Source organism: Aquabacterium sp. (genome assembly GCF_036273115.1).
Lineage (GTDB): Bacteria > Pseudomonadota > Gammaproteobacteria > Burkholderiales > Burkholderiaceae_C > Aquabacterium.
The window spans coordinates 51,445-73,353 of sequence record NZ_DASUIN010000028.1; the positions used below are offsets into that span (position 1 = coordinate 51,445).

The 21,909-nt window shown below is 59.6% G+C and carries 18 protein-coding genes and 2 riboswitches; of the genes, 13 read left to right on the forward strand and 5 right to left on the reverse strand.

Annotation, left to right across the window (positions count from 1 at the left end; genetic code table 11):
- Positions 1 to 121 precede the first annotated feature (121 nt).
- The 3 genes from VFW72_RS12210 to VFW72_RS12220 all read left to right on the forward strand — a co-directional run bounded on the left by VFW72_RS12210 (position 122) and on the right by VFW72_RS12220 (position 3,107).
- A complete protein-coding gene (locus VFW72_RS12210) occupies positions 122 to 1,150 on the forward strand; it encodes a TRAP transporter substrate-binding protein (protein ID WP_414638797.1) in 1,029 nt (342 codons plus the stop codon).
- Positions 1,151 to 1,216: 66 nt separating this feature from the next.
- The gene (locus VFW72_RS12215; RefSeq protein ID WP_329674575.1) at positions 1,217 to 1,816 is read left to right on the forward strand and encodes a TRAP transporter small permease; all 600 of its coding nucleotides are present in this window, start codon (positions 1,217 to 1,219) and stop codon (positions 1,814 to 1,816) included.
- Positions 1,817 to 1,826: 10 nt separating this feature from the next.
- A complete protein-coding gene (locus VFW72_RS12220; RefSeq protein ID WP_329674576.1) occupies positions 1,827 to 3,107 on the forward strand; it encodes a TRAP transporter large permease subunit in 1,281 nt (426 codons plus the stop codon).
- A 67-nt stretch (positions 3,108 to 3,174) separates the two neighbouring features.
- On the opposite strand, the gene VFW72_RS12225 is transcribed toward VFW72_RS12220, so the two are convergent.
- The 4 genes from VFW72_RS12225 to VFW72_RS12240 are packed head-to-tail and all read right to left on the reverse strand — an operon-like array spanning position 3,175 to position 7,785.
- Positions 3,175 to 3,909: an aspartate/glutamate racemase family protein gene (locus VFW72_RS12225; RefSeq protein WP_329674577.1), complete on the reverse strand. Its 735-nt coding sequence runs from the start codon at positions 3,907 to 3,909 to the stop codon at positions 3,175 to 3,177.
- Positions 3,902 to 5,128: a DUF917 domain-containing protein gene (locus VFW72_RS12230; protein WP_329674578.1), complete on the reverse strand. Its 1,227-nt coding sequence runs from the start codon at positions 5,126 to 5,128 to the stop codon at positions 3,902 to 3,904. Before VFW72_RS12230 ends, VFW72_RS12225 begins: the two co-directional genes overlap by 8 nt.
- A 45-nt stretch (positions 5,129 to 5,173) precedes the next feature.
- On the reverse strand, positions 5,174 to 7,468 hold the full coding sequence (locus tag VFW72_RS12235) for a sigma-54 dependent transcriptional regulator (RefSeq protein ID WP_329674579.1): 2,295 nt from the start codon (positions 7,466 to 7,468) through the stop codon (positions 5,174 to 5,176).
- Positions 7,426 to 7,785, reverse strand: a complete 360-nt coding sequence (locus VFW72_RS12240; RefSeq protein WP_329674580.1) for a hypothetical protein — start codon at positions 7,783 to 7,785, stop codon at positions 7,426 to 7,428. The genes VFW72_RS12235 and VFW72_RS12240 overlap by 43 nt, the downstream gene beginning before the upstream one ends.
- Here VFW72_RS12240 and VFW72_RS12245 point away from each other — a divergent pair.
- The 5 genes from VFW72_RS12245 to VFW72_RS12265 all read left to right on the forward strand — a co-directional run bounded on the left by VFW72_RS12245 (position 7,784) and on the right by VFW72_RS12265 (position 16,605).
- Positions 7,784 to 8,998: an HD-GYP domain-containing protein gene (locus VFW72_RS12245; RefSeq protein WP_329674581.1), complete on the forward strand. Its 1,215-nt coding sequence runs from the start codon at positions 7,784 to 7,786 to the stop codon at positions 8,996 to 8,998. The genes VFW72_RS12240 and VFW72_RS12245 overlap by 2 nt on opposite strands.
- A gap of 58 nt (positions 8,999 to 9,056) precedes the next feature.
- Positions 9,057 to 9,171: riboswitch (glycine riboswitch) on the forward strand.
- A gap of 13 nt (positions 9,172 to 9,184) precedes the next feature.
- A riboswitch (glycine riboswitch) is annotated at positions 9,185 to 9,325 on the forward strand.
- Between the two features lie 86 nt (positions 9,326 to 9,411).
- On the forward strand, positions 9,412 to 10,539 hold the full coding sequence (gene gcvT, locus VFW72_RS12250; protein WP_329674582.1) for a glycine cleavage system aminomethyltransferase GcvT: 1,128 nt from the start codon (positions 9,412 to 9,414) through the stop codon (positions 10,537 to 10,539).
- A gap of 74 nt (positions 10,540 to 10,613) precedes the next feature.
- Positions 10,614 to 10,988 carry a glycine cleavage system protein GcvH gene (gene gcvH, locus VFW72_RS12255; protein WP_329674583.1) on the forward strand — a complete coding sequence of 125 codons (375 nt, stop codon included), beginning with the start codon at positions 10,614 to 10,616 and terminating at the stop codon, positions 10,986 to 10,988.
- A gap of 97 nt (positions 10,989 to 11,085) precedes the next feature.
- Positions 11,086 to 13,992 (forward strand): aminomethyl-transferring glycine dehydrogenase, encoded by a 2,907-nt coding sequence (gene gcvP, locus VFW72_RS12260; RefSeq protein WP_329674584.1) that lies wholly within the window; start codon positions 11,086 to 11,088, stop codon positions 13,990 to 13,992.
- 228 nt (positions 13,993 to 14,220) lie between these two features.
- On the forward strand, positions 14,221 to 16,605 hold the full coding sequence (locus VFW72_RS12265; RefSeq protein WP_329674585.1) for an ATP-binding protein: 2,385 nt from the start codon (positions 14,221 to 14,223) through the stop codon (positions 16,603 to 16,605).
- Between the two features lie 26 nt (positions 16,606 to 16,631).
- Here VFW72_RS12265 and ppsR read toward each other — a convergent pair whose 3' ends face one another.
- Positions 16,632 to 17,450 (reverse strand): posphoenolpyruvate synthetase regulatory kinase/phosphorylase PpsR, encoded by an 819-nt coding sequence (ppsR, locus tag VFW72_RS12270; RefSeq protein WP_329674586.1) that lies wholly within the window; start codon positions 17,448 to 17,450, stop codon positions 16,632 to 16,634.
- A 208-nt stretch (positions 17,451 to 17,658) separates the two neighbouring features.
- Between ppsR and ppsA the strand changes: the two genes are divergently transcribed.
- From ppsA to rplI, 5 genes are all read left to right on the forward strand, one after another.
- On the forward strand, positions 17,659 to 20,073 hold the full coding sequence (ppsA, locus tag VFW72_RS12275; RefSeq protein ID WP_329674587.1) for a phosphoenolpyruvate synthase: 2,415 nt from the start codon (positions 17,659 to 17,661) through the stop codon (positions 20,071 to 20,073).
- Positions 20,074 to 20,296: 223 nt separating this feature from the next.
- A complete protein-coding gene (gene rpsF / locus VFW72_RS12280) occupies positions 20,297 to 20,662 on the forward strand; it encodes a 30S ribosomal protein S6 (RefSeq protein WP_329674588.1) in 366 nt (121 codons plus the stop codon).
- Between the two features lie 50 nt (positions 20,663 to 20,712).
- Positions 20,713 to 21,003, forward strand: a complete 291-nt coding sequence (gene priB / locus VFW72_RS12285; RefSeq protein ID WP_329674589.1) for a primosomal replication protein N — start codon at positions 20,713 to 20,715, stop codon at positions 21,001 to 21,003.
- 31 nt (positions 21,004 to 21,034) lie between these two features.
- Positions 21,035 to 21,328, forward strand: a complete 294-nt coding sequence (rpsR, locus tag VFW72_RS12290; protein WP_058086160.1) for a 30S ribosomal protein S18 — start codon at positions 21,035 to 21,037, stop codon at positions 21,326 to 21,328.
- Between the two features lie 12 nt (positions 21,329 to 21,340).
- The gene (gene rplI, locus VFW72_RS12295; protein WP_329674590.1) at positions 21,341 to 21,793 is read left to right on the forward strand and encodes a 50S ribosomal protein L9; all 453 of its coding nucleotides are present in this window, start codon (positions 21,341 to 21,343) and stop codon (positions 21,791 to 21,793) included.
- Positions 21,794 to 21,909: the final 116 nt, after the last annotated feature.

The window sequence follows — 21,909 nt, forward strand, 5'->3', positions numbered from 1 at the left end:
CAGTCTAGAGCCAAGCGGACCGGACAACGAGTGGCGAATCTGCGAAATGTGGAACTCCACAATTTCGGCCAAACGGCGGGCCACCAACAATCGAACCATAGAAATCGATCTGGAGCGCACGATGAGCCTGCCTATTCACCCCCCCATCCTCCGCCGTGGTCTGCTGGTACTTGCAGCGTCCATGGCCCTGGCATCTTCAGCATTGGCACAGGCCCCCATCATCATCAAGTTCAGCCATGTGGTGGCGGTGGACACGCCAAAGGGCAAAGCCGCCGAATTCTTTGCCAAGCGCGCAGCCGAATTGACGAAGGGGCGCGTGAAGGTCGAGGTCTACCCGAACAGCCAGTTATACAAAGACAAGGAAGAGATGGAAGCCCTGCAATTGGGCTCGGTGCAAATGCTGGCTCCATCTCTTTCCAAGTTCGCACCGCTTGGAGTCAAAGAGTTCGAGGTGTTCGATCTGCCATTCATTTTCGACGACTACAACGACCTGCACAAAGTGACGCAGGGCCCGGTAGGACAAAGCTTGTTGAAGAAACTGGAATCGCGCGGGATCACTGGGTTGGCCTACTGGGACAACGGATTCAAGGTGATGTCGGCCAACAGGCCCCTCAAGGCCGTAGAAGATTACAAAGGGCTGAAGATGCGCATTCAGTCTTCCAAGGTGCTCGACGCAGAAATGCGTGCTCTGGGCGCCCTGCCTCAGGTTCTGGCTTTCTCGGAAACCTACCAAGCGCTGCAGACCGGCGTGGTGGACGGCACTGAAAACCCACCATCCAACCTGTACACACAGAAGATGCACGAAGTTCAGAAGCATCTGAGCGTGACCAACCACGGCTACCTGGGCTACGCCGTCGTGGTCAACAAGAAGTTCTGGGACGGCCTGCCAGCAGACATCCGAACGGCTTTGAGCAAGGCCATGGTCGACTCAACCAAGGTGGCCAACGACGTCGCCTTCCAGGACAACAAGGAAGCGCTTGAAAAGGTCAAGGCATCCGGCAAGACCACGATCTATACGCCATCAATGGCAGAACGCTTCCTGCTCAAGAAGGCACTGGTGCCAGTGCACAAGCAAATGGCTTCTCGCATTGGAGAGGAAGTTCTGCAAGCCATCTACAAAGAAACCAATTTCGATCCCAGCAAGCTGTGAAGCGTGAGGGTTGAACACATCCAGCCCACGCGATGACGTGGGCTTTTTTGTACCGAGGAGAGCGCCATGAAATGGCTTGACCACTTAGAGGAATGGTTGATTGCAGGCTTCATGGGCCTGGCAACCCTGATCATTTTCGTTTCTGTGCTGCACCGCTACATGGTGGGCTTTCAGTCACCCATGCAAGATTGGCTGCTGACCCTGAATTTCGCCTGGGCACAGGAAGCCACCATCTACCTATTCGTGTGGATGGCCAAGTTCGGCGCTGCCTATGGCGTGCGCACTGGCATTCACGTTGGGGTGGATGTCTTGATCAACCAACTCGATGCCCCCAAACGCAAGTTCTTTGTGCTGTTTGGCCTCATGGCCGGTGCATTGTTCACGGGCACGATTGCGACCATGGGTGCCAACTTTGTCTGGCACAACGGCGCGAATTACGCCTACCACCAATTTTTCCATCTGGACATGACCGACCTGATCGAAGGCCCCACCACACCGGATCTCGAGTGGCCCACCTGGATCATCTACCTCGCCATTCCCCTTGGGTCATCCCTGATGTGCTTCCGCTTCCTGCAAGTAGCCTGGAACTTCGCACGCACAGGCGAACTGCCTCACCACGACCACGGCCACGTTGATGGCCTGGACGACGAAACCGCCAAGGCCTGAGGAGTTCCAAATGAACGGCATCATCATTTTCGGCGTGCTGCTGGCACTCATGCTCACGGGCATGCCCGTGTCCATTTCTCTGGGCCTGACAGTCCTGACCTTCATTTTTGGCTTCACCCAAGTCCCACTCGAATCGGTCGCACTCAAGCTTTTCACCGGCATTGAGAAGTTCGAGATCATGGCCATTCCATTTTTCATCCTGGCTGGCAACTTCCTCACGCACGGCGGCGTCGCACGGCGCATGATCAATTTCGCCACATCGATGGTAGGGCACTGGCATGGGGGGTTGGCATTGGCCGGGGTGCTGGCTTGCGCCCTGTTTGCAGCCGTCTCGGGCTCATCACCCGCCACCGTGGTGGCCATCGGCTCCATTTTGTTGCCAGCCATGGCCAAGGCAGGATTTCCCAACAAATTCGGCGCGGGGGTGATCACCACTTCAGGGGCGCTGGGTATTCTGATTCCACCGTCCATCGTGATGGTGATGTACTCGGTCTCAACCAACACCTCGGTCGGTGCACTGTTTCTGGCTGGCGTGATACCTGGGGCCGTACTGGCCCTGATGTTGGGGGTGACCACCTGGTGGCGCGCCAAGAAATTCGGCTACCCGCGCCAACCCAAGGCGACATTCGCTCAGCGACTCAAAGCCTTGAAGGATTCATTCTGGGGCCTTCTGCTGATCGTGGTGGTCATGGGGGGCATCTACACGGGCATCTTCACCCCGACAGAAGCGGCTGCCATGGCCGCGGTGTATGCCTTCGTCATCGCCGTGTTCGTCTACAGGGACATGGGCTTGAAAGACGTGCCACGCGTGCTGCTGAATTCCGCCAACATGAGTGCGATGCTGCTGTACATCATCACCAACGCGGTGCTGTTCAGCTTTGTTCTGGCCAACGAAAACATTCCCCAGCAGCTGGCGGATTGGCTCGTGGGCATGGGACTCGGACAGATCGCCTTCCTGCTTGTGGTCAACGTACTGCTGCTGGTGGCAGGCAACTTCATGGAGCCATCCTCGATCGTGCTGATCATGGCGCCCATTCTGTTCCCTGTGGCAACCAAGTTGGGCATCGACCCGATCCACTTCGGCATCCTGATCGTGGTGAACATGGAAGTAGGCATGTGTCACCCTCCTGTCGGGCTGAACCTGTACGTGGCGTCGGGCATCACCAAGATGGGCATCACGGAACTGACCATTGCTGTTTGGCCATGGCTGTTGACCATGCTTGGCTTCCTGGTTCTGGTCACTTACTGGCCGCCCCTGTCGCTGTGGCTACCGAACTTGCTGATGAAGTAAGTTCAAACCTGTCGAGCAGGACAATGGTGGGGCCGTACAAACTTGCAAGCCCCACCATTTGCAGGCATCAGCCGCCCACGGTGGCCGGGCTGTAACACAAGCGACTGGGTCTGATGCCCATGCGCACCAGCGAAATCAGGTAACTGATACCTGCCTGATTCGGGTCAATCACCGGCACATAGGTCTGCAGGCTCTCACTCAACATCAGCGATAGCTTTTCCGCCACGCCAACAAAGCCGGTACACCCCAGCAGCAAAGACTGCGCCCCGAGATCCTGGATCAAGTGCAGGGCAACAGGCAGCGACTTGGCCACCACCACATCCACGTTCGACAACTGATCAACGGGGCAGTTGATCGGTGCAATGCCAGCGAAGCTGTCCTGTAAGCCGTAGGTCAGCACATGTCCTTGCTGCATGGCCAATGTACTGGACAGAATGGTCAAGATGCCAAAGCGCTGACTCAAGCCCAAAGCAGTAAATGCCGAGGTGGGAAACCCGCCAATGATGGGAATATCGATCACTTCGCGAGCTGCTTCCACTCCGCACATATCAAAGTCGCTCAGCCAGATGCCATCGAAGCCAGCCTCTTGCAACTGTTTTGCCAACTCGACGACCGGGTAGCCGTTTTGCAACCAATCGGTTCGGTTCTGAATACAGTCGTGGCCTTGGGTGAGGTTGTGCACCGACACATCCACATCGGGAGGCAAAACGGGCTTGACCGACTGAAGCAGCAAATCGTTGAATTGCGCAGTATTCACCGGCGCAATGATGGCAATGCGCAATCGGCGGGACGTGTCAACCATGGCGCACCTCCTCCTGGGTCATGCCAACCAGTCTTTCAACTGGAACGTAAAGCCCTCGGTAACCCAGTTGATTGACTTGCTGCATGAAGCTATCGAGGATCAGACCGTCAGGCTGACGCAAATGACGGTCTGCAGCCAGGCCAATCAAGGTCACAGGTCGTCCACTGTATGCCGGGTTCAGACCTCCGCTGGCCAGCACAATGTCACCATTCGAGGCCACTGCATCGCCCTTGCCTTCGAAGAACCAGCAGATGCTGTCTGGCGCCATACACAAGGGCTGGGCCCGGTCACTGGCCCATGCCAGCAACGATTCGTTCTGGTAGAGCACCTCGGCTGTCTCTTCCCCGGCCTTGATCGTCACGGTTCCCAGATCAAATCCGCCAGAGGTATCCACCGCGGCGCCCTGCAACGCCCCCGTGGGCGCGAGGGTAAAACCATGCACATTCCAGCGCTCGCGCAGCGTCTGCAACAAGTCATCGACTGATTTGATCTTCCCCTCAGAGACGGCTCGGCCGAATTCCAACGCACGTGTCAGCGTGCCGGTAATCGGCAGGGCCTCTTTCAACTTGCCGGGGGTCATTACCCACATGGCCAGCCCCCCAAATTGCTTGAACTCAGGATCAGCCACGATGGGACGCATCATCTGCTCGACGATCACCGAGACATCGACTTGATGCTGGCGATCACCATGGGTGCCCTTGGCGGGGGTCACGTCCAACTCCACCGTCAGACCATCCTGACTGACCAGCACAGCAGGACGAGGATCCACATGCCGAGCTGCAAAAGTGAGCATGGGCAAAGAGGGTACCGCACGTCCAGCGCCGTCGCCGTCCACCACCGACAAGCCCAACTTGGCTGCCACCAGGCATGCCACGGTAAAGCCCAAAGCACCGCTTTCCGGTGGCACCACGTAAGCCAGATGGCGCCCTTCCTTTTTCAGCCTGGCTTGAATTTGCTGAACTGCCATCACAGGGCCGATCGGATAAGCAGCGCCATCAATGGCTTCCGGTGACCCCATGTAAGCCACCATCACGGCATCGCCTTCAGTGGCCTCGTCTTTAGAGACCACTCGCACCTTGTCAGTAGGGTAATAGGCCCCCTTTTCAAAGTGCTTGACCAGCCCTCGGGCCGACTCGATGGTGCCCCCACCTCCACTGCCAAAGAAGCAGCCGCCCAACAGCAGGGGCTCCAGGTCGCCCCGAACAAGTGTGTGTGCCATCACCCTCTCCTACACCCCAAGCTCCTGGGGTTGTTGCAAGAGGAGCTATGGTGTCAGTCGTTCCCGCAGCGCCAAGGCTCGATTTAGTCCACCAAAGCCGGTCATCTTGTCGAACGATCGGAGCATCTTGTCGAGCACGTCAAAGGCTGAGCGACGACGCCCAGATTGATCCAACAATTCAGCCAGATGGGTCGTAGCACGGATGCGAGCAGGTACAGCCCCCAGAGCCAAAGCGGTCGACATCGCGCTACGCATAGACTCTTCCGCCCCCTCAAGATCACCGAGAGCTTGGCGGGCACGGCCCTGTACGTCGAGCAGCTCGCCCAGATAGGCCCGATCCTGATGATCCAGGCACACGTCCATCGCTTGACTCATCAGGCGATCGCTATCTGCGGGGTGTCCAGCCTCCAGCAAGACCTCTCCCAACTTCCAAGCGTAGAACGAGTAGAACAACTTGCCGCCATTGCGCAGCATGTGTACTTCGAATCCGTCACGTATGGCGGTCTCTGCCTCGTCGGTGTGCCCCTCGGAGAGCAAATACACCCCACGGAAGATCTGACCTACGCCTCGGTAAAACACGAAGCCATGCCTTGCAGACAAGTTTTCCAATTCCGTGGCCAATGGCCCCAACGCCGCCATGTCTTCAAACAAGCAAGACAGCCAGGCCGCACCTTGCAAGGCAATCGCCTGATTGAAAGGATGCTCCGCGGTCTGCTCGGCCCGTGCGATCAAACGACGACGAGCAAGCTCGGCACGTTCGAAATCGCCCACCTGAAACGCCGCCAAGCCTTCGAAATTCAGGGCCAATCCGACCAAGTCAAAACCTTGGGTACGACAGCGCTCCTGATCCCCCACGGGCACCAAACCTCCGCGCCCGAGGCAAGCCAAGGCTTCGGCACTGTCACCGAGCCAAAACAGCGTATTGGCCATCGCAACATGGGCCTCTGCCACCAGATCAGCATCACCGCTGCCCTGCGCGCGCTGCAGCATCTCTTGAACGGTGCCGCGCGCTTTACCCAAATCCATGGCCATCAACTGGGCCGTCCAAATGCCAAACAGAATCGAACTGAGTTCAGCGTTGTCAACCAAGCCATCGCCGGCACGGAATGCTTCTTCGTATGCTTGCAGGGCATCGGCGCTCAACCACCCTTCCAGCGCGCGCAAACTCACACCCAACAAGCGATACAAGTCGTAACTCAAGCGTTGGGACTCGGGTGCCGGAGGCGCAAGCCGAACACGATCCAGCCCCATGCGAAGCAGGGGTACCGCCTCCTTGAAGGCAGCCGCTTGAATATGGCGCTCGGCTTCCTCCAGGCAATCTTGTGCAGTGCGCTGACGGTCGCTGCGCGCCGCCAGTCTGCGCTCCACCGCTTTGCGACTAACCCCCAACAAACGCGCAGCGGCAGATTTGTTGTCGTCACTGAGCTGCATGGCACGATCAATTAGCAGTTGCTCGGCCACGGCAAGCTTGTCTTCGCCTGGCAGCGCCAAAAGGGCATCGGCCAGAGACACCGGGTCAACATGTTCGGCGATGTGCTGCGGAGCAAGGAAACGCCCCACTTCATCCGCTGTGACGTGAGACTTCTCCGCCAACACGCCCAGTCTGTCGACCACGCTGCGCAACTGCCGGATGTTGCCTGGCCACTGATGGTTCTGTAGCCTCTGCAAGGCCCCATCACTGAAGGTCAGCGAGCGAGGCTGGAGCGACGCGAAATGCTTGACCAAGTCGGGGATGTCTTCCCGTCTTTGATCAAGCCCTGGCACTTCCAGAACAAACACCGCCAGGCGGTAGTACAAGTCTTCACGGAAGGTTCCTGCCTTGACGGCTGCCTCCAGGTTTCTGTGTGAGGCAGCGACCACCCGCCCCGAGAAGCGTTTGACTTCTGTTGACCCGAGCGGACGAAATGAGCGGGTCTCCAATACGCGCAGAAGCTTCGGCTGCAGCGGAAGCGGCAACTCGCCAATTTCGTCCAGAAACAGCGTGCCAGCCCCAACCCGCTCAAAGTATCCGGGGTGACTGGAAACGGCACCCGTGAATGCTCCCTTCGCATAGCCAAACAGCTCCGCCTCGACCAAGTGCTCAGGCAATGCCCCGCAATTGATGTCGAGGAACGGCGCCTCAGGCTGACGACTCCGATGATGGATGAGCTGAGCCATCACCTCCTTGCCCGATCCTGTGGGGCCGGATATGAGTACGGCTCGATCGGTATGAGCCACGCGGTCCAGCACATTCAACAAATGCTGGAAAGCCGGCGAATGGCCAACAACACAGGGTTCGGCAGGGGGATGGACAGAAGTCAGTTCTCGCATACGGCAATCATCTTCTCCAAGAACTGACATCGTACCCAAATCGTCCACAAGATAACCTTCAGATGGACGCTTTCGTCCACATAAAAAGACAATATTGGGAATATCGGCCCTCCAGCCCCGGCAATCAAACCTGGCACGCCAGTTGCAGAGAAAGCGGCAGTGCCAGACCCGGCATCCAGATTTGCTGGCGCGCTTTCTGGACAAACCGAGGTCACATCACAACAAGGCATCTGCTCGGGGAATCTGCGCCAAACCTGAAAAATAAGACCGCTCTGGAGTACCGGCCCAATGCAAAGCGCAACATCAACAGCGAGTCTTGCCAACCCACACGCCTTGGCATCGATCATGAAAGCCAGCGAAAGCTGTCAGATCGTCGCCCACGAGGACATCCTTGACGAAAACGGCGTCAAGCTGTGGGCCAAAAACCAGCCGGTGTCGCACGCTTTGCAGCAAAAGCTGCTGGAGCGCAAGCTCAGCCAACCGATCGAATCGTGCTTGAGAGCGGAAGATGGTGTTACCCATGTCGAGCTGGTCTCCGCCGCTCGGCGTCTGTACGATAGCCGCGCACTGCTCGCTAGTGCCATCAGCCCATGGGTCAAAGAGCTGCTCGACGACATTCCTCGTCTACCGCTTCACCCCGTGGCACAACTGCTACTGACCGCTGCGCGCAGCAGCTCACCACAGGCCTACGAGCACGCCGTCATGTCGATGATGATGGCTGGCGCCATGGCGATCTACTCAGGCTCAGATCGATACCAGCTGCGCATGAGCATGCTGGGAGGCCTGCTGCATGACATTGGTGAGCTCTACATTCAGCCTGATTACCTGACTTGCGAAGGCGCCCTGACACCGGAGGCTTGGCGCCACATCTGCGTCCACCCTCGCGTGGGCGCCATCTTGATTCAACAGCAAACCGACTACCCCGCCGAGTTGTCGCGTGCCATCTGCGAGCACCACGAGCGCGGCAATGGCTTGGGCTACCCAGCACAAACACGCCACCTGACCTCTTTTGGCAGCCGCCTGAGTGCGGTCGAAACGCTGATGGGCATATTGAACACGGACCGCCCCGACGCCTGGGAACAAGCCGCCTTGGCAGTGCGCCTCGTGCCCGGAGAGTTCGACCCCGTCGCTCTGGCGTTTGCCAGCCAGGCAGCCAATCGCCACCAGCAGACCTTACCCGCAGACGTTGAGGACGAAGCCGACGCCATTTGGGAACACGCGTTGAGCTATCAAGGTGGTCTGCAGGTGTCCCTCAGAGAAGCGGCTCGCTTGGCAGTCACGTCAAGCTCAGAGAAAGTACGCAAATTGGCTGGCGGCATTGCCAGTAGCGCAGAACAATTGCTGAAGGCGTGCAACGCCTTGGGGATCTGGGCCCCACGACATCTTGCAGGCAAGCAATTGCACGAACTTCGACTGGCCAACATGGAACTCGACTTCCGAGTGCAAACCATCCAGCGCAACGCGTGCTGGATGGATGACCATTGGCAACCGCAAGAACAGGAAGAGTTGGACCGCCTGTGGACGGCTTTGCGCAACAGCAACCTGTCAACACAAAGCTGATGAGCTTTACCGGACTCGGCCAAAAATCACAGCGCCCTGCGATGGTCACTGCTACACTCCGGGTTTGTCAGGAGAGAGCCACCCACCGTGTGTGAGGCGGCCGCCGAAGGCGCAGGGCCCATCAGCGAGAGTTGACCGCCCGAACGCTCAGGCAAAAGGACTGGCAAACATGGTGATTCGCTCACCATGATCCTCACTGGAGAGAGTCTGGGCGACTGCGCTGAACGGCGCCGTGAGCCAGGCCACCGAAGGGGCAAGCCCACAACGCGCCGGCTGAAGTCAGCGCGAGGGGTCAATCTCTCAGGTAAAGCGGACAGCGAGGGCAGCACCAGATGGTGTGCTCTGCCATGCAGAGACATCGTTTGGGTTCTTCAAGAATGCCCTCTCGCTGGCTTCGCCGCCGGCCGCTTGTCATGTCTGCTGACCAGTCCGCTCCTTTGCTGAAAACGCCCCTGCACGCCCTGCACATCGAACTCGGAGCCAAGATGGTTCCTTTCGGTGGCTACGACATGCCCGTGCAGTACGCCACCGGCATCCTGACCGAACACAAACACACCCGCACTGCAGCCGGTTTGTTTGACGTGTCCCACATGGGGCAGGTCCTGCTCAAGGGCGAAGGCGCTGACGCCGCACTGGAATCCCTGGTGCCTGTTGACATCGTCGATCTGCCCAAGTTCAAGCAACGCTACGCGCTGTTCACCAACGAGCAAGGCGGCATCCTGGACGACCTGATGGTCACCCGCCGCGAAAGCGATTTGTTCGTGGTCGTGAACGCCGCCTGCAAGGTGCAAGACATTGCCCACATGCAACAGCACATTGGCAACCGCTGCACCGTTCAACCCCTGCCAGACCAGGCTTTGCTGGCGCTGCAAGGCCCGCAGGCTGTGACCGCACTGGCCCGCTTGAACGCAGACGTGCAAAAGCTCACCTTCATGACCGGCGGCCACTTCGTGCTCGACGGCATCGACTGCTTCTTGACTCGCTCGGGCTACACCGGCGAAGACGGTTTCGAAATCTCCGTTCCCGCTGACAAGGCAGAGCAACTGGCCCGCGCCCTGCTGGCTCAGCCTGAAGTCAAGCCCATTGGCTTGGGCGCGCGCGACACCCTGCGCCTGGAAGCCGGTCTGTGCCTGTACGGTCACGACATCGACACCACGACCACCCCCGTGGAAGGCAGCATCACCTGGGCGATTCAGAAGGTGCGCCGCGCCGGTGGCGCCCGTGCCGGTGGCTACCCTGGCGCCAGCGTGATCGACGCCCAACTGGCCAATGGCGCAGCGCGCAAGCGCGTGGGCCTGATCAGCACCGAGCGCATGCCCGTACGCGAAGGCGCCAAGGTGGTGGACGCCAATGGCACCGACATCGGTGTGGTCACCAGCGGCTCACCCAGCCCCAGCTTGGGCCAACCGGTCGCTCTCGCTTACGTCACAGCTGATCAAGCAGCCGTGGGCACCCAGGTGTTCGCCATCGTGCGAGACAAACGTGTCGCCATGACCGTGACCACCCTGCCCTTCGTGCCCAACCGCTACTACCGCGGCTGATCTCCATCACGGCTGAGCGATACTCTCGGCCGTTCGGCAAAAACAAACAATTTCAATCATTTAGGACGTCCATCATGACCATCAAGTACACGCCCGACCACGAATGGCTGCAAATCAACGCTGACGGCACCGCCACCGTGGGCATCACTCACCACGCTCAAGATGCTCTGGGCGACGTGGTGTTCGTGGACCTGCCCGCTGTGGGCGCCACTTTCGCCCCCAAGGATGTGGCTGGTGTGGTCGAGTCCGTGAAGGCTGCCGCTGACGTCTACATGCCTGTGACCGGCGAAATCGTTGAAGTCAACGAAGCCCTGCGCGACGACCCTGCCCTGGCCAACAGTGACCCCACCGGTGCTGGCTGGTTCTTCAAGGTCAAGCTGTCCAACCCCGCCGAAATCGATGGCCTGCTGGACAAGACCGCTTACGACGATCTGCTGAAGAACGCCTGATGCGCCAAGCCGGAAGGCACTGGGCCCGAGCCCAAGTGCCGACCGGCTTTTTTCTTGCGCGCCCCTCCTGCTGCCCATCGCTTTGCCGCCGAACACCATGCCGAACACCGTCACGCCCACTCTCGCTGAACTCGAAAACGCGACCGAATTCCATGCCCGCCACCTGGGCCCTTGGGATGCAGAACAAGCCGCCATGCTCTCCGCCATTGGCGTGGCTTCTCGTCAGGCACTGATTGACGGCATCGTGCCGGCCTCCATCAAGCGCGGCAACCCCATGGACTTGCCCGCCCCCTTGACCGAAGCACAAGCTTTGGCTGAACTCAAAGGCATCGCACAGCAAAACAAGCTGATGCGCAACTACATCGGCCAGGGCTACTACGGCACCCTGACGCCCGGCGTCATCCTGCGCAACATCTTGGAAAACCCCGCCTGGTACACCGCCTATACGCCCTACCAGGCTGAAATCTCACAAGGCCGCATGGAAGCCCTGGTCAACTTCCAGACCATGGTGACCGACTTGACCGGCATGGCGATTGCCAACGCCTCCATGCTGGATGAAGCCACGGCCGCCGCCGAGGCCATGACGCTGGCCGCCCGTGGTGGCAAGAGCAAATCCACCCGTTTCGTGGTGTGCCACGACGTGCTGCCGCAGACCCTGGAAGTGATCCAGACCCGCGCCAAGCCACTGGACATCACCGTCGAGGTCGTGCACGCCGCCAAGCTGACCGAAGACCTGCAAACCAAGGACTGCTTTGCCGCTTTGCTGCAATACCCTGGCGTCAATGGCCAAGTCCGTGACCTGAAGCCCCTGATCGACGCCCTGCATGCCAAGGGCGCGATGGCCATCGTGGCCGCTGACCTGCTGGCCTTGACCCTGCTGACACCTCCTGGCGAGCTGGGCGCAGACATCGCGTGCGGCACAACACAACGCTTTGGCATGCCCATGGGCAACGGTGGCCCACACGCAGCTTACCTCGCGACCAAAGACGAGCTCAAGCGCTCCATGCCTGGCCGTCTGGTCGGTGTGAGCGTGGACAGCCATGGCAACCCCGCCTACCGCCTGGCCCTGCAAACACGCGAACAACACATCCGCCGCGAAAAGGCCACGTCCAACATCTGTACCGCCCAGGTGCTGCCCGCTGTGGTGGCCAGCATGTACGCGGTCTACCACGGCCCAGAAGGGCTCAAGCGCATTGCACTGCGCGTGGCCAGCTACACCGCCATCCTGGCTGAAGGCCTGAAGTCGCTGGGCTGCCAGCTGATTCACGACACCTATTTCGACACCATCCAGGTCTTGACACCCAACCGCGACGCCATCGTGGCTGCGGCTGAGCAAGCGGGCATCAACCTACGCTTGGCCAGTGACGACACCGTGTCCATCTCGCTGGACGAGACCGTGACCCGCCAGGACATCACCGACCTGTGGACCGTGTTCGCCAACGGCAAGGCCGTGCCCTCGTTTGCGGCTTTCGAAGCCGGCGTGAAGCTGGGCCTGCCCGAAGCGCTGCGTCGCACCAGCGGCTACATGAGCCACCCCGTGTTCAACACCCACCACTCGGAAACCGAGATGCTGCGCTACCTGCGCGCCTTGGCCGACAAGGATCTGGCGCTGGACCGCACCATGATCCCCCTGGGTTCTTGCACGATGAAGCTCAACGCGACCAGCGAGATGATTCCCATCACCTGGCCGGAGTTCGCGCACATCCACCCCTTCGCGCCCCGCGCGCAACTCAAGGGCTACGACCTACTCAATGATCAACTGTGCGCCTGGCTGTCGCAAGCCACTGGCTATGCCGGCATCAGCCTGCAACCCAACGCCGGTTCCCAAGGTGAATACGCCGGTCTGCTGATCATCAAGGCCTATCACGAAGCCCGAGGCGAAGGCCACCGCGACATCTGCCTGATTCCTGAATCGGCTCACGGCACCAACCCAGCCTCTGCTCAGATGGTGGGCATGAAAGTGGTGGTCACCAAGTGCGATGCCGACGGCAACGTGGACCTGGATGACCTGAAGGCCAAGTGCGAACAGCACAGCGCCAATCTGGCCGCGGTCATGATCACCTACCCGTCCACCTACGGCGTGTTCGAAACCCGCGTCACCGAGCTGTGCAAGCTGGTCCACGCCCACGGCGGCCGCGTCTACGTGGACGGCGCCAACATGAACGCCTTGGTCGGCTTGGCCGCGCCCGGTCAGTTCGGTGGCGACGTCAGTCACTTGAACCTGCACAAGACCTTCTGTATCCCCCACGGCGGTGGCGGCCCAGGCGTGGGTCCTGTCTGCGTAGTGGAAGACCTCGCCCCCTACCTGCCCGCACACCGCTCGGCCCAACGTGGCACGGAGCAACAAGTGGGTGCGGTATCCGCTGCGCCATTGGGTAACGCCGCCGTGCTGCCCATCAGCTGGATGTACATCCGCATGATGGGTGCCGATGGCCTCAAAACCGCCACCGAAGTGGCGATCCTGAACGCCAACTACGTGGCCGCCCGCCTGGCGGACCACTACGACATTCACTTCAGCGGCGGCAGCCAAACCATCAAGGGTGGCGGCGTGGCCCACGAGTGCATTCTCGACCTGCGCCCCCTGAAGGAAACCAGCGGCGTTAGCGCCGAGGACGTCGCCAAGCGACTGATCGACTATGGCTTCCACGCACCTACCCTGAGCTTCCCTGTGGCGGGTACCTTGATGGTCGAGCCGACCGAGAGCGAATCTCAAGCCGAACTGGATCGCTTCTGCGATGCCATGATCGCCATCCGCGAAGAGATTCGCCTGGTCGAACAAGGCAAGCTGCCGCAAGACGACAACCCACTGAAGAATGCGCCACACACCGCCGCCAGCCTGCTCAAGGCAGAGTGGAACCACAGCTATAGTCGCGAAGTGGCGGCCTACCCGGTGGCCAGCCTGCGCAAGCAAAAGTACTGGTCACCCGTGGGCCGGGTTGACAACGTTTATGGCGACCGCAACTTGTTCTGTTCGTGTGTTCCCGTGAGCGATTACGAATCCTGATTGCGTTTGCTCTTCATGCTGCTGCACTGCAGCATGAAAATAGTCTCTGCGCTTTCAATAAAGCCGCCCCCAGTGGGCGGCTTTTTCTTTGCCCAAGATGGCTGCAACCCCTGTAGACGTGACGCATTTAATGAGCTAAAAAGAACTCTCTGCCGGTGCGCGGTGGCCAAAAGCTGATGTTGCGCACACCATCCTGCCCTGAACGACCACGGTCCACGAGGTGCGCGCATGCGAGGTCATCCCGTTATCCCCACGGTTCCCCGCCAGGCGAAAAGCCCGAGCTCGTCAACCAGAGGCATTGCCTTGCCACTGGAGGGGCGCACGGTTCTTGACAACCGATCACTGCGCCTGCTGGATGCACTTCCTTCGGCTACCCTCCTGATACGCTCCGATAGCACCATTGCTGCAGCAAACCCCGCCGCCGCAGCGCTGCTTGGGTATTCGCCTGCTCGAATGACCGGCATGGCCCTGGAATCGGTGCTGCCTGAGGCGGGTTTGGGCCATACCTTGGTTGCGGATCAACTGACCCAAGAAGCCCCCGTTCCAACCTTTCCCCTGGCCCCTCCGAAACCCAAGCGTGCCAAAGCCCGACTCGCCGATGGCTCAGATCGCTTAATTGACCTGACCCTCAGCACCTTCTGGGACGGCCAGGAGTTACTCATGCTCGCCAGCTTGAGTGCGCCCAGCGCGGACCTGACCGGATACAACCAAGCGGCCATCGAAGAGCTTCAAAGTGCACGCGACGCAGCCCAAGCGGCTGTCGAGGCCAAGAGCGCCTTTCTGGCCAACATGAGCCACGAAATCCGCACACCACTCAATGCCATTGTGGGCATGGCCCAAGTCGGCGAGCGCAATGTCGCAGGCTCGCCTTCAGCCAAAACTTTTCATCAGATCCTGGAGTCAGGCCATCACCTCCTGGCACTCATCAATGACATCCTGGACTTTTCCAAGATGGAGGCCGGCAAACTCAGCATTCAAGATGACGTGGTCCAGACTGCGGAGCTGTTACGCCACCTCGTCTCGGTCTGCGCCACACGGGCGCAAGCCAAGGGGCTGACCTTCTCCATTGAAGAGTCGCCTGCCGTTCCGATCTCCTTTGTGGCCGACGAAACACGCTGCGCCCAGGTCCTGATCAATCTGTTGACGAACGCCATCAAGTTCACTTTGCACGGCTGCGTCAAACTCAAACTATCGGTGCGGGACGACCGGTTGGTTTTTGATGTCTCCGATAGCGGCCCCGGTCTGAACGACACCGAGCGGGCCCGACTATTCCAGCCCTTCGAGCAATTTCACACTCACCTGCAGAACATTGGGGGTGGAACAGGCCTGGGACTGGCCATCAGCAAGCGGCTGGCTGAGTTGATGGGGGGCGAGTTGCTGCTCCTGCGCAGCAGTCCACAGGGTTCGGAATTCCGATTCGTCATTCCTTTGCGTGCGGCGCAACCTGCCTGCTGGCATCAGTTGGTGTCCATCCATGCATGGGGTCTGGATCATGAATTGAACAACCTGACACCGGCTCTCGCGGATCGCCAATGTGCCATCCAGGCCATTCGCTCACTGGACGAGGTATCAGCCCATCAGATCCATGTGCTGCTGGCGTCGCCCAAGGCCATTCACCGAGCCGACCAGCCTCACCTCATTGAACTCATTCGCCGCGGAGTCAAAGTCATCATCGTCGGGCCCGAGAGTGACCTAGGACACCTGCCGGAAGACGTCTTGAGCATGGCTACGCAACTGGCACTGCCCGCCAGTCCGTTGCGGCTGCTGCATGTGATCGAACATCACCACACCCCTACACCCAGCGCGGCCATACCGAAGCGCTTGGCCGGCATCCGGGTATTGGCCGCCGAGGACAACCCCGTCAACCGCCTCGTTCTCGAACAAATGCTGCTGCAAGAAGGCGCACAAGTCGCCTTTGGCCATGATGGCGCACAGGCACTGGAACTGGTCCGCACCCACGGCGCGGGCGCCTTTGACATCGTGCTGTGCGACATCCAGATGCCGGTCATGGATGGCTTTGAGACCACGCTGGCACTGGCTCGCATTGCACCAGGCCTTCCCGTCATCGGCCTCACCGCCCATGCCTTCGAAACCGCCAAGGCCCACGCCAGAGAAGTCGGCATGGTCGACTATGTCACCAAGCCCTACATGCTCGACACCCTTGTCGAAGTCATCCTGAAACACGCCATCAAACGAGCGACTCGCCCTGAGATGCTGCTACTCACAAGCGCCAGCAAAGCGTCAACACAGCAAGCGACCGCATCCGTTGGCGATCTGGTCACCTCAGATTGGGAAGCCATGCATGAACACTTCGCGCCACATCCGGCGCTGCTCAACAAGCTCATGCAGACCTTGGCGGAAACCGGACATGAAATCTTGAGCAACCTCGAGCGTGCCGTTGAGTTACGCGACTTTGCCAAACTTCGCAGCGAGGCACACAGCCTCAAAGGGGCGGCCTTGAACCTGCATACCCCCTCACTGGCCAAACAAGCAGCCGAACTACAGAACCTCGCATCACTGCAGGCTCCCGCCGCTTTCAATCAGGCCAAAGAACTGACACAAAGCCTCAGCCGCTTCCTGGCGCACCTCAAATCGGCCACGCCAGCGAACTGACCAGATCACATGCCTGCCCAATCACTTCAGTAGATGAGGCGGTCGGGGCGGATGTCTCGCAAAATCGTCGTGGCGATTTCCTCGATCGACTTGTGCGTCGATGACAGCCAGGCAATCCCCTCTCGCCGCATCATCGATTCAGCCTGATTCACTTCGGCGCGACAACTCTCAAGGCTGGCGTACTTGCTGCCAGGGCGTCGCTCATTGCGAATTTCAGACAAGCGCTTGGGGTCAATCGTCAAGCCGAAACACTTTTTCTTGTACGGCTTGAGCATGCTGGGCAAAAAGCCTCGCTCGAAATCTTCAGGAATCAAAGGCACATTCGCCGCCTTGATGCCATGCTGCATCGCCAGGTACAAGGAAGTGGGTGTCTTTCCGCTGCGACTCACCCCCACTAAGACCACGTCTGCCAGCTCCAGATTCCGAGAAGACTGACCATCATCGTGTTCGAGCGCGAAATTGATCGCCTCGATCCGATCGTTGTATTCCTGATCCACGCTGGGATCGCTGAACCGCCCGACCCGGTGGTTGGACTTCATATTGAATTCCTCCTCCAGGGGCTCCACAAAGGTCTTGATCACATCAAATACCTTGCCCTGGCAGCCCTTGAGGATGTCCAGCACGTCATCGTTGGCCAAAGTGGTGAACACAATCGGGCGCTTGCCTTCGCGCACACCCGCCGCATTGATTTCACGCACAACCTGATGCGCCTTGTCGACCGTGTCGATGAACGGCCGGCGAACGTGCCGGGGCTTGATCGCAAACTGAGCCAGGATGGAATTGCCCATGGTTTCGGCCGTAATGCCGGTGCCATCAGACACAAAAAAGACGCTTCGATCAGACATAAGCTACGTCGGCCCCGCGAGGTTTGCACGCAAACCCCCACATGCAGGCCCAATGATTGGAGGAACGGTAACCCACGATCATAGGCCTGACCCTACAATTCGTCCAACCGATGTGCGCACCGCTCATCCGTCAGGCCCATAACAACCACCAAAGGCCTCCGATTGACGCCGCCCATCCACCCATTTTTTGACCATCCTGGAGCTTTTGATGACCAACCGCTTTGAGCCGACCGATCTGGTCGTGCCCTTCGAGCAATTGCGCATGTCCGACGTTGAAATCGTCGGCGGCAAGAACGCTTCGCTGGGCGAAATGATCTCCCAACTGCCCACCGGCCCTGACGGCGTGCGCGTGCCCACCGGTTTCGCCACCACCGCTCACGCCTTTCGCGAATTCCTGAAGCACGACGGCCTGTCCGAGCGCATCAGCCAACGCCTGGCCACCCTGGACACCGAAGACGTCCGCGCGTTGGCCCAAGCCGGCGCCGAAATCCGCGGCTGGGTGGAAGCCCAACCCTTCCCAGCCGACCTCGAACAAGCCATCCGCACGGCCTACGCCAAACTGGCGGGTGACAACCCCAACGCATCGTTTGCCGTTCGCTCGTCGGCCACCGCAGAAGACCTGCCCGACGCCTCGTTCGCCGGCCAGCAGGAAACCTTCCTGAACGTCGTTGGCATCGAAGACATCCTCCACAAGATGAAGGAAGTGTTCGCCTCGCTGTACAACGACCGAGCCATTTCCTACCGCGTCCACAAGGGCTTCGCCCATGACGTGGTGGCCCTGTCGGCCGGCGTTCAACGCATGGTGCGTTCTGACCTCGGCGCCGCCGGCGTGATGTTCACCATCGACACCGAATCAGGCTTCAACGACGTTGTCTTTATCACCTCCAGCTACGGCCTGGGCGAAACCGTGGTGCAAGGCGCCGTCAACCCCGACGAGTTCTACGTCCACAAGCCTGCCCTGAAGGCCGGCAAGCAAGCCGTTATCCGCCGTAACCTCGGCTCCAAGCTGATCAAGATGGAGTTTGCCTCGGCGGAAGAAAAGGCCGCCAGCGGCAAGCTGGTCAAGACTGTCGACACCACCGTCGAAGCCCGCAACCGCTACAGCCTCACCAACGAAGACGTGATGGAGCTGGCCCGCTACGCCCTCATCATCGAGCAGCACTATGGCCGCCCAATGGACATCGAGTGGGGCAAAGACGGCACAGACGGCCTGCTCTACATCCTGCAAGCTCGACCCGAAACCGTGAAGAGCCAGCAGCAAGGCAAGGCCGAGCAACGCTACAAGCTCAAGAGCACCGGCACCATCCTGGCTGAAGGTCGCGCCATTGGCCAGAAGATCGGCACCGGCCCCGTCCGACTGGTTCACTCCATCACCGAAATGGATCGCGTCCAGCCCGGCGACGTCCTCGTCACCGACATGACCGACCCCAACTGGGAACCCGTGATGAAACGCGCCAGCGCGATCGTCACCAACCGCGGCGGCCGTACCTGCCACGCAGCCATCATTGCCCGTGAACTGGGGATCCCCGCCGTGGTCGGTTGCGGTAACGCCACCGAGCGCCTCAAGGATGGCACCCTGGTCACCGTGGCCTGCTCAGAAGGCGATACCGGCTATATCTACGAAGGCCTGCTGGAAACCGAGGTCACGGAAGTGACCCGCGGCGAAATGCCCCACATCGGCCTGAAAATCATGATGAACGTGGGCAACCCACAACTGGCGTTCGACTTCGCGCAGATGCCCAACAGCGGCGTCGGCTTGGCTCGCCTGGAATTCATCATCAACAACAACATCGGCGTCCACCCCAAAGCCATCCTCGACTACCCCAACGTCGACAGCGACCTCAAGAAAGCCGTTGAGTCGGTGGCCCGCGGCCACGCTTCGCCCCGCGCCTTCTACGTCGACAAACTGGCCGAAGGCATTGCCACCATCGCCGCGGCGTTCTGGCCCAAGCCAGTCATCGTGCGTCTGTCTGACTTCAAGTCCAACGAATACAAGAAGCTGATCGGCGGCTCGCGCTACGAGCCCGAGGAAGAAAACCCCATGCTGGGCTTCCGCGGAGCCTCTCGCTACATCAGCGAAGAATTCGGCGAAGCCTTCGCCATGGAATGCGAAGCGCTCAAGCGTGTGCGCAACGACATGGGCCTGACCAACGTCGAAATCATGGTGCCCTTCGTGCGCACGCTCAAGCAAGCCGAGCGTGTCACCAACATGCTGGCCGACCATGGTCTGGTTCGCGCATCCAAGGGCGGTACCGACGGCCTGCGCATCATCATGATGTGTGAAGTGCCATCTAACGCCATCCTGGCCGAACAATTCCTCGAATATTTTGACGGCATGTCCATCGGCTCAAATGACCTGACCCAACTCACCCTGGGTCTGGACCGCGACTCCGGCCTGGAATTGCTGGCCCACGACTTCGACGAACGCGACCCAGCCGTCAAAGCCATGATTTCGCGTGCCATCGCCGCCTGTCGTGCAACCGGCAAGTACATCGGCATCTGCGGTCAGGGCCCCAGCGACCACCCCGACTTCGCCGATTGGCTCGCCGCAGAGGGCATTGTGTCGATTTCCCTGAACCCCGACACCGTGGTTGAAACCTGGCAGCGACTGGCCGCCCAGTAAGCGCTGGGCCTGGAAATCACCTCAATTGCCGGAAACCCGGTCAATTGAGGCCAGCCAAGGCAACAAACAAACGCCGCCGCCCTATCGCTGGCGGCGTTTTTCTTGCTACAATCGTAGGCTTTCCGTATGTTGCCTGGGTAATTTCTACCCAGTCAGCCCTTGCCGTATGCGGGTTTGACGCTTCGCAACGGCTTCCATCAACTGGAATCCACAAGGAGTTTCCATGCGTCACTACGAAATCGTCGTGCTGATCCACCCGGATCAAAGCGAACAAGTGCCCGCCATGCTCGAGCGCTACAAGACCCTGATCACCACCAACGGTGGCCAGGTTCACCGCGTTGAAGACTGGGGCCGCCGTCAACTGGCTTACCAGATCAACAAGCTGGCCAAGGCTCACTACCTGTGCCTGAACGTCGAAATCAGCAAGGAAACCCTGGCTGAAATCGAAACCGGCTTCAAGTTCAACGACGCCGTTCTGCGTCACCTCACCGTTCAGAAGGACAAGGCTGAAACCGCTCCTTCCGTGATGATGAAGCAAGTTGAGCGTGAAGAGGCCCGCAAGGCCCAGCAAGAGCAAGCCGCTGCCTGATTGATGCCGCAAGGCATTCAGGCGCACCGTCCGAAACCGGCCCACTCTCCATGAATCGCGTGCTGTTATCAGCCCAGATCCTGGAGCGAAAAGCCCTGAGATACACCCCCGCTGGTCTTCCGGCTCTCGATCTCGTGCTTCAGCACGAATCGCAAGTTGTTGAAGCGCAGTTGACCCGAAAGGTTCAACTGGAAGTCAGAGCGGTGGCCATCGGTCCGATTGCCGAGCAATTGAACCGTCAGGCCATCGGCGAACCCATCGCGGTCGCAGGCTTTCTGGGTGCCACTCGAACCGGACGAGGCGTGCTGCTGCACATCACCGAACTCAACGAATCGTTTTAATCAAATCCATCTGGATACTGAGAGGTCAATCATGGCTGCTCCCCGCTCCAAGAACGGCAAGTTCTCCAAAGACCGCAAGGGTAAGCGCAACACGCAATCCCTGCTGTTCCGTCGCAAGCGCTTCTGCCGCTTCACCGTCGCTGGCGTCGAACAAATCGACTACAAGGATGTTGACACCCTGCGTGACTTCATCGCTGAAAACGGCAAGATCATCCCCGCTCGCCTGACCGGCACTCGCGCGATCTACCAACGTCAGCTGACCACCGCCATCAAGCGCGCTCGCTTCCTGGCTCTGCTGCCTTACAGCGACCAACATCGCGTCTAAGGAGTACACGACATGCAAATCATCCTGCTCGAAAAAGTCGCCAACCTGGGTAACCTGGGTGACGTCGTCCGCGTGAAGGACGGTTACGCTCGTAACTTCCTGATCCCTTCCGGCCGCGCTCGTCGCGCCACCGAAAAGGCTGTGGCCGAGTTCGAAGCTCGCCGCGCCGAGCTGGAAAAGGCTCAAGCCGAGAAGCTGGCCGCCGCTCAAGCCCTGGGCGAGAAGATCAACGGCAAGACCATCACCATCAGCCAAAAGGCTGGCGTGGACGGTCGCCTGTTCGGTTCGGTCACCAACTTCGACATCGCCGAAGGCCTGAAGGCTGCTGGCTTCGAAGTGGCCAAGCAACAAGTGCGTCTGCCTAACGGTCCTCTGAAGACCGTCGGCGAACACCCCGTGTCTGTGTCCCTGCACACCGACGTGGTGGTCGACGTCACCATCGCTGTGGTTGGCGAATCCGAGTAATCGGCTTTTCACCACACCGCAAAGCCGACCTGCTGGTCGGCTTTTTTTTTGAAGTTGTCCACGCAAGTCCCCAGGATTTCCCACGGAAACTCACAGAGTTGTCCACAGGGCCTGAT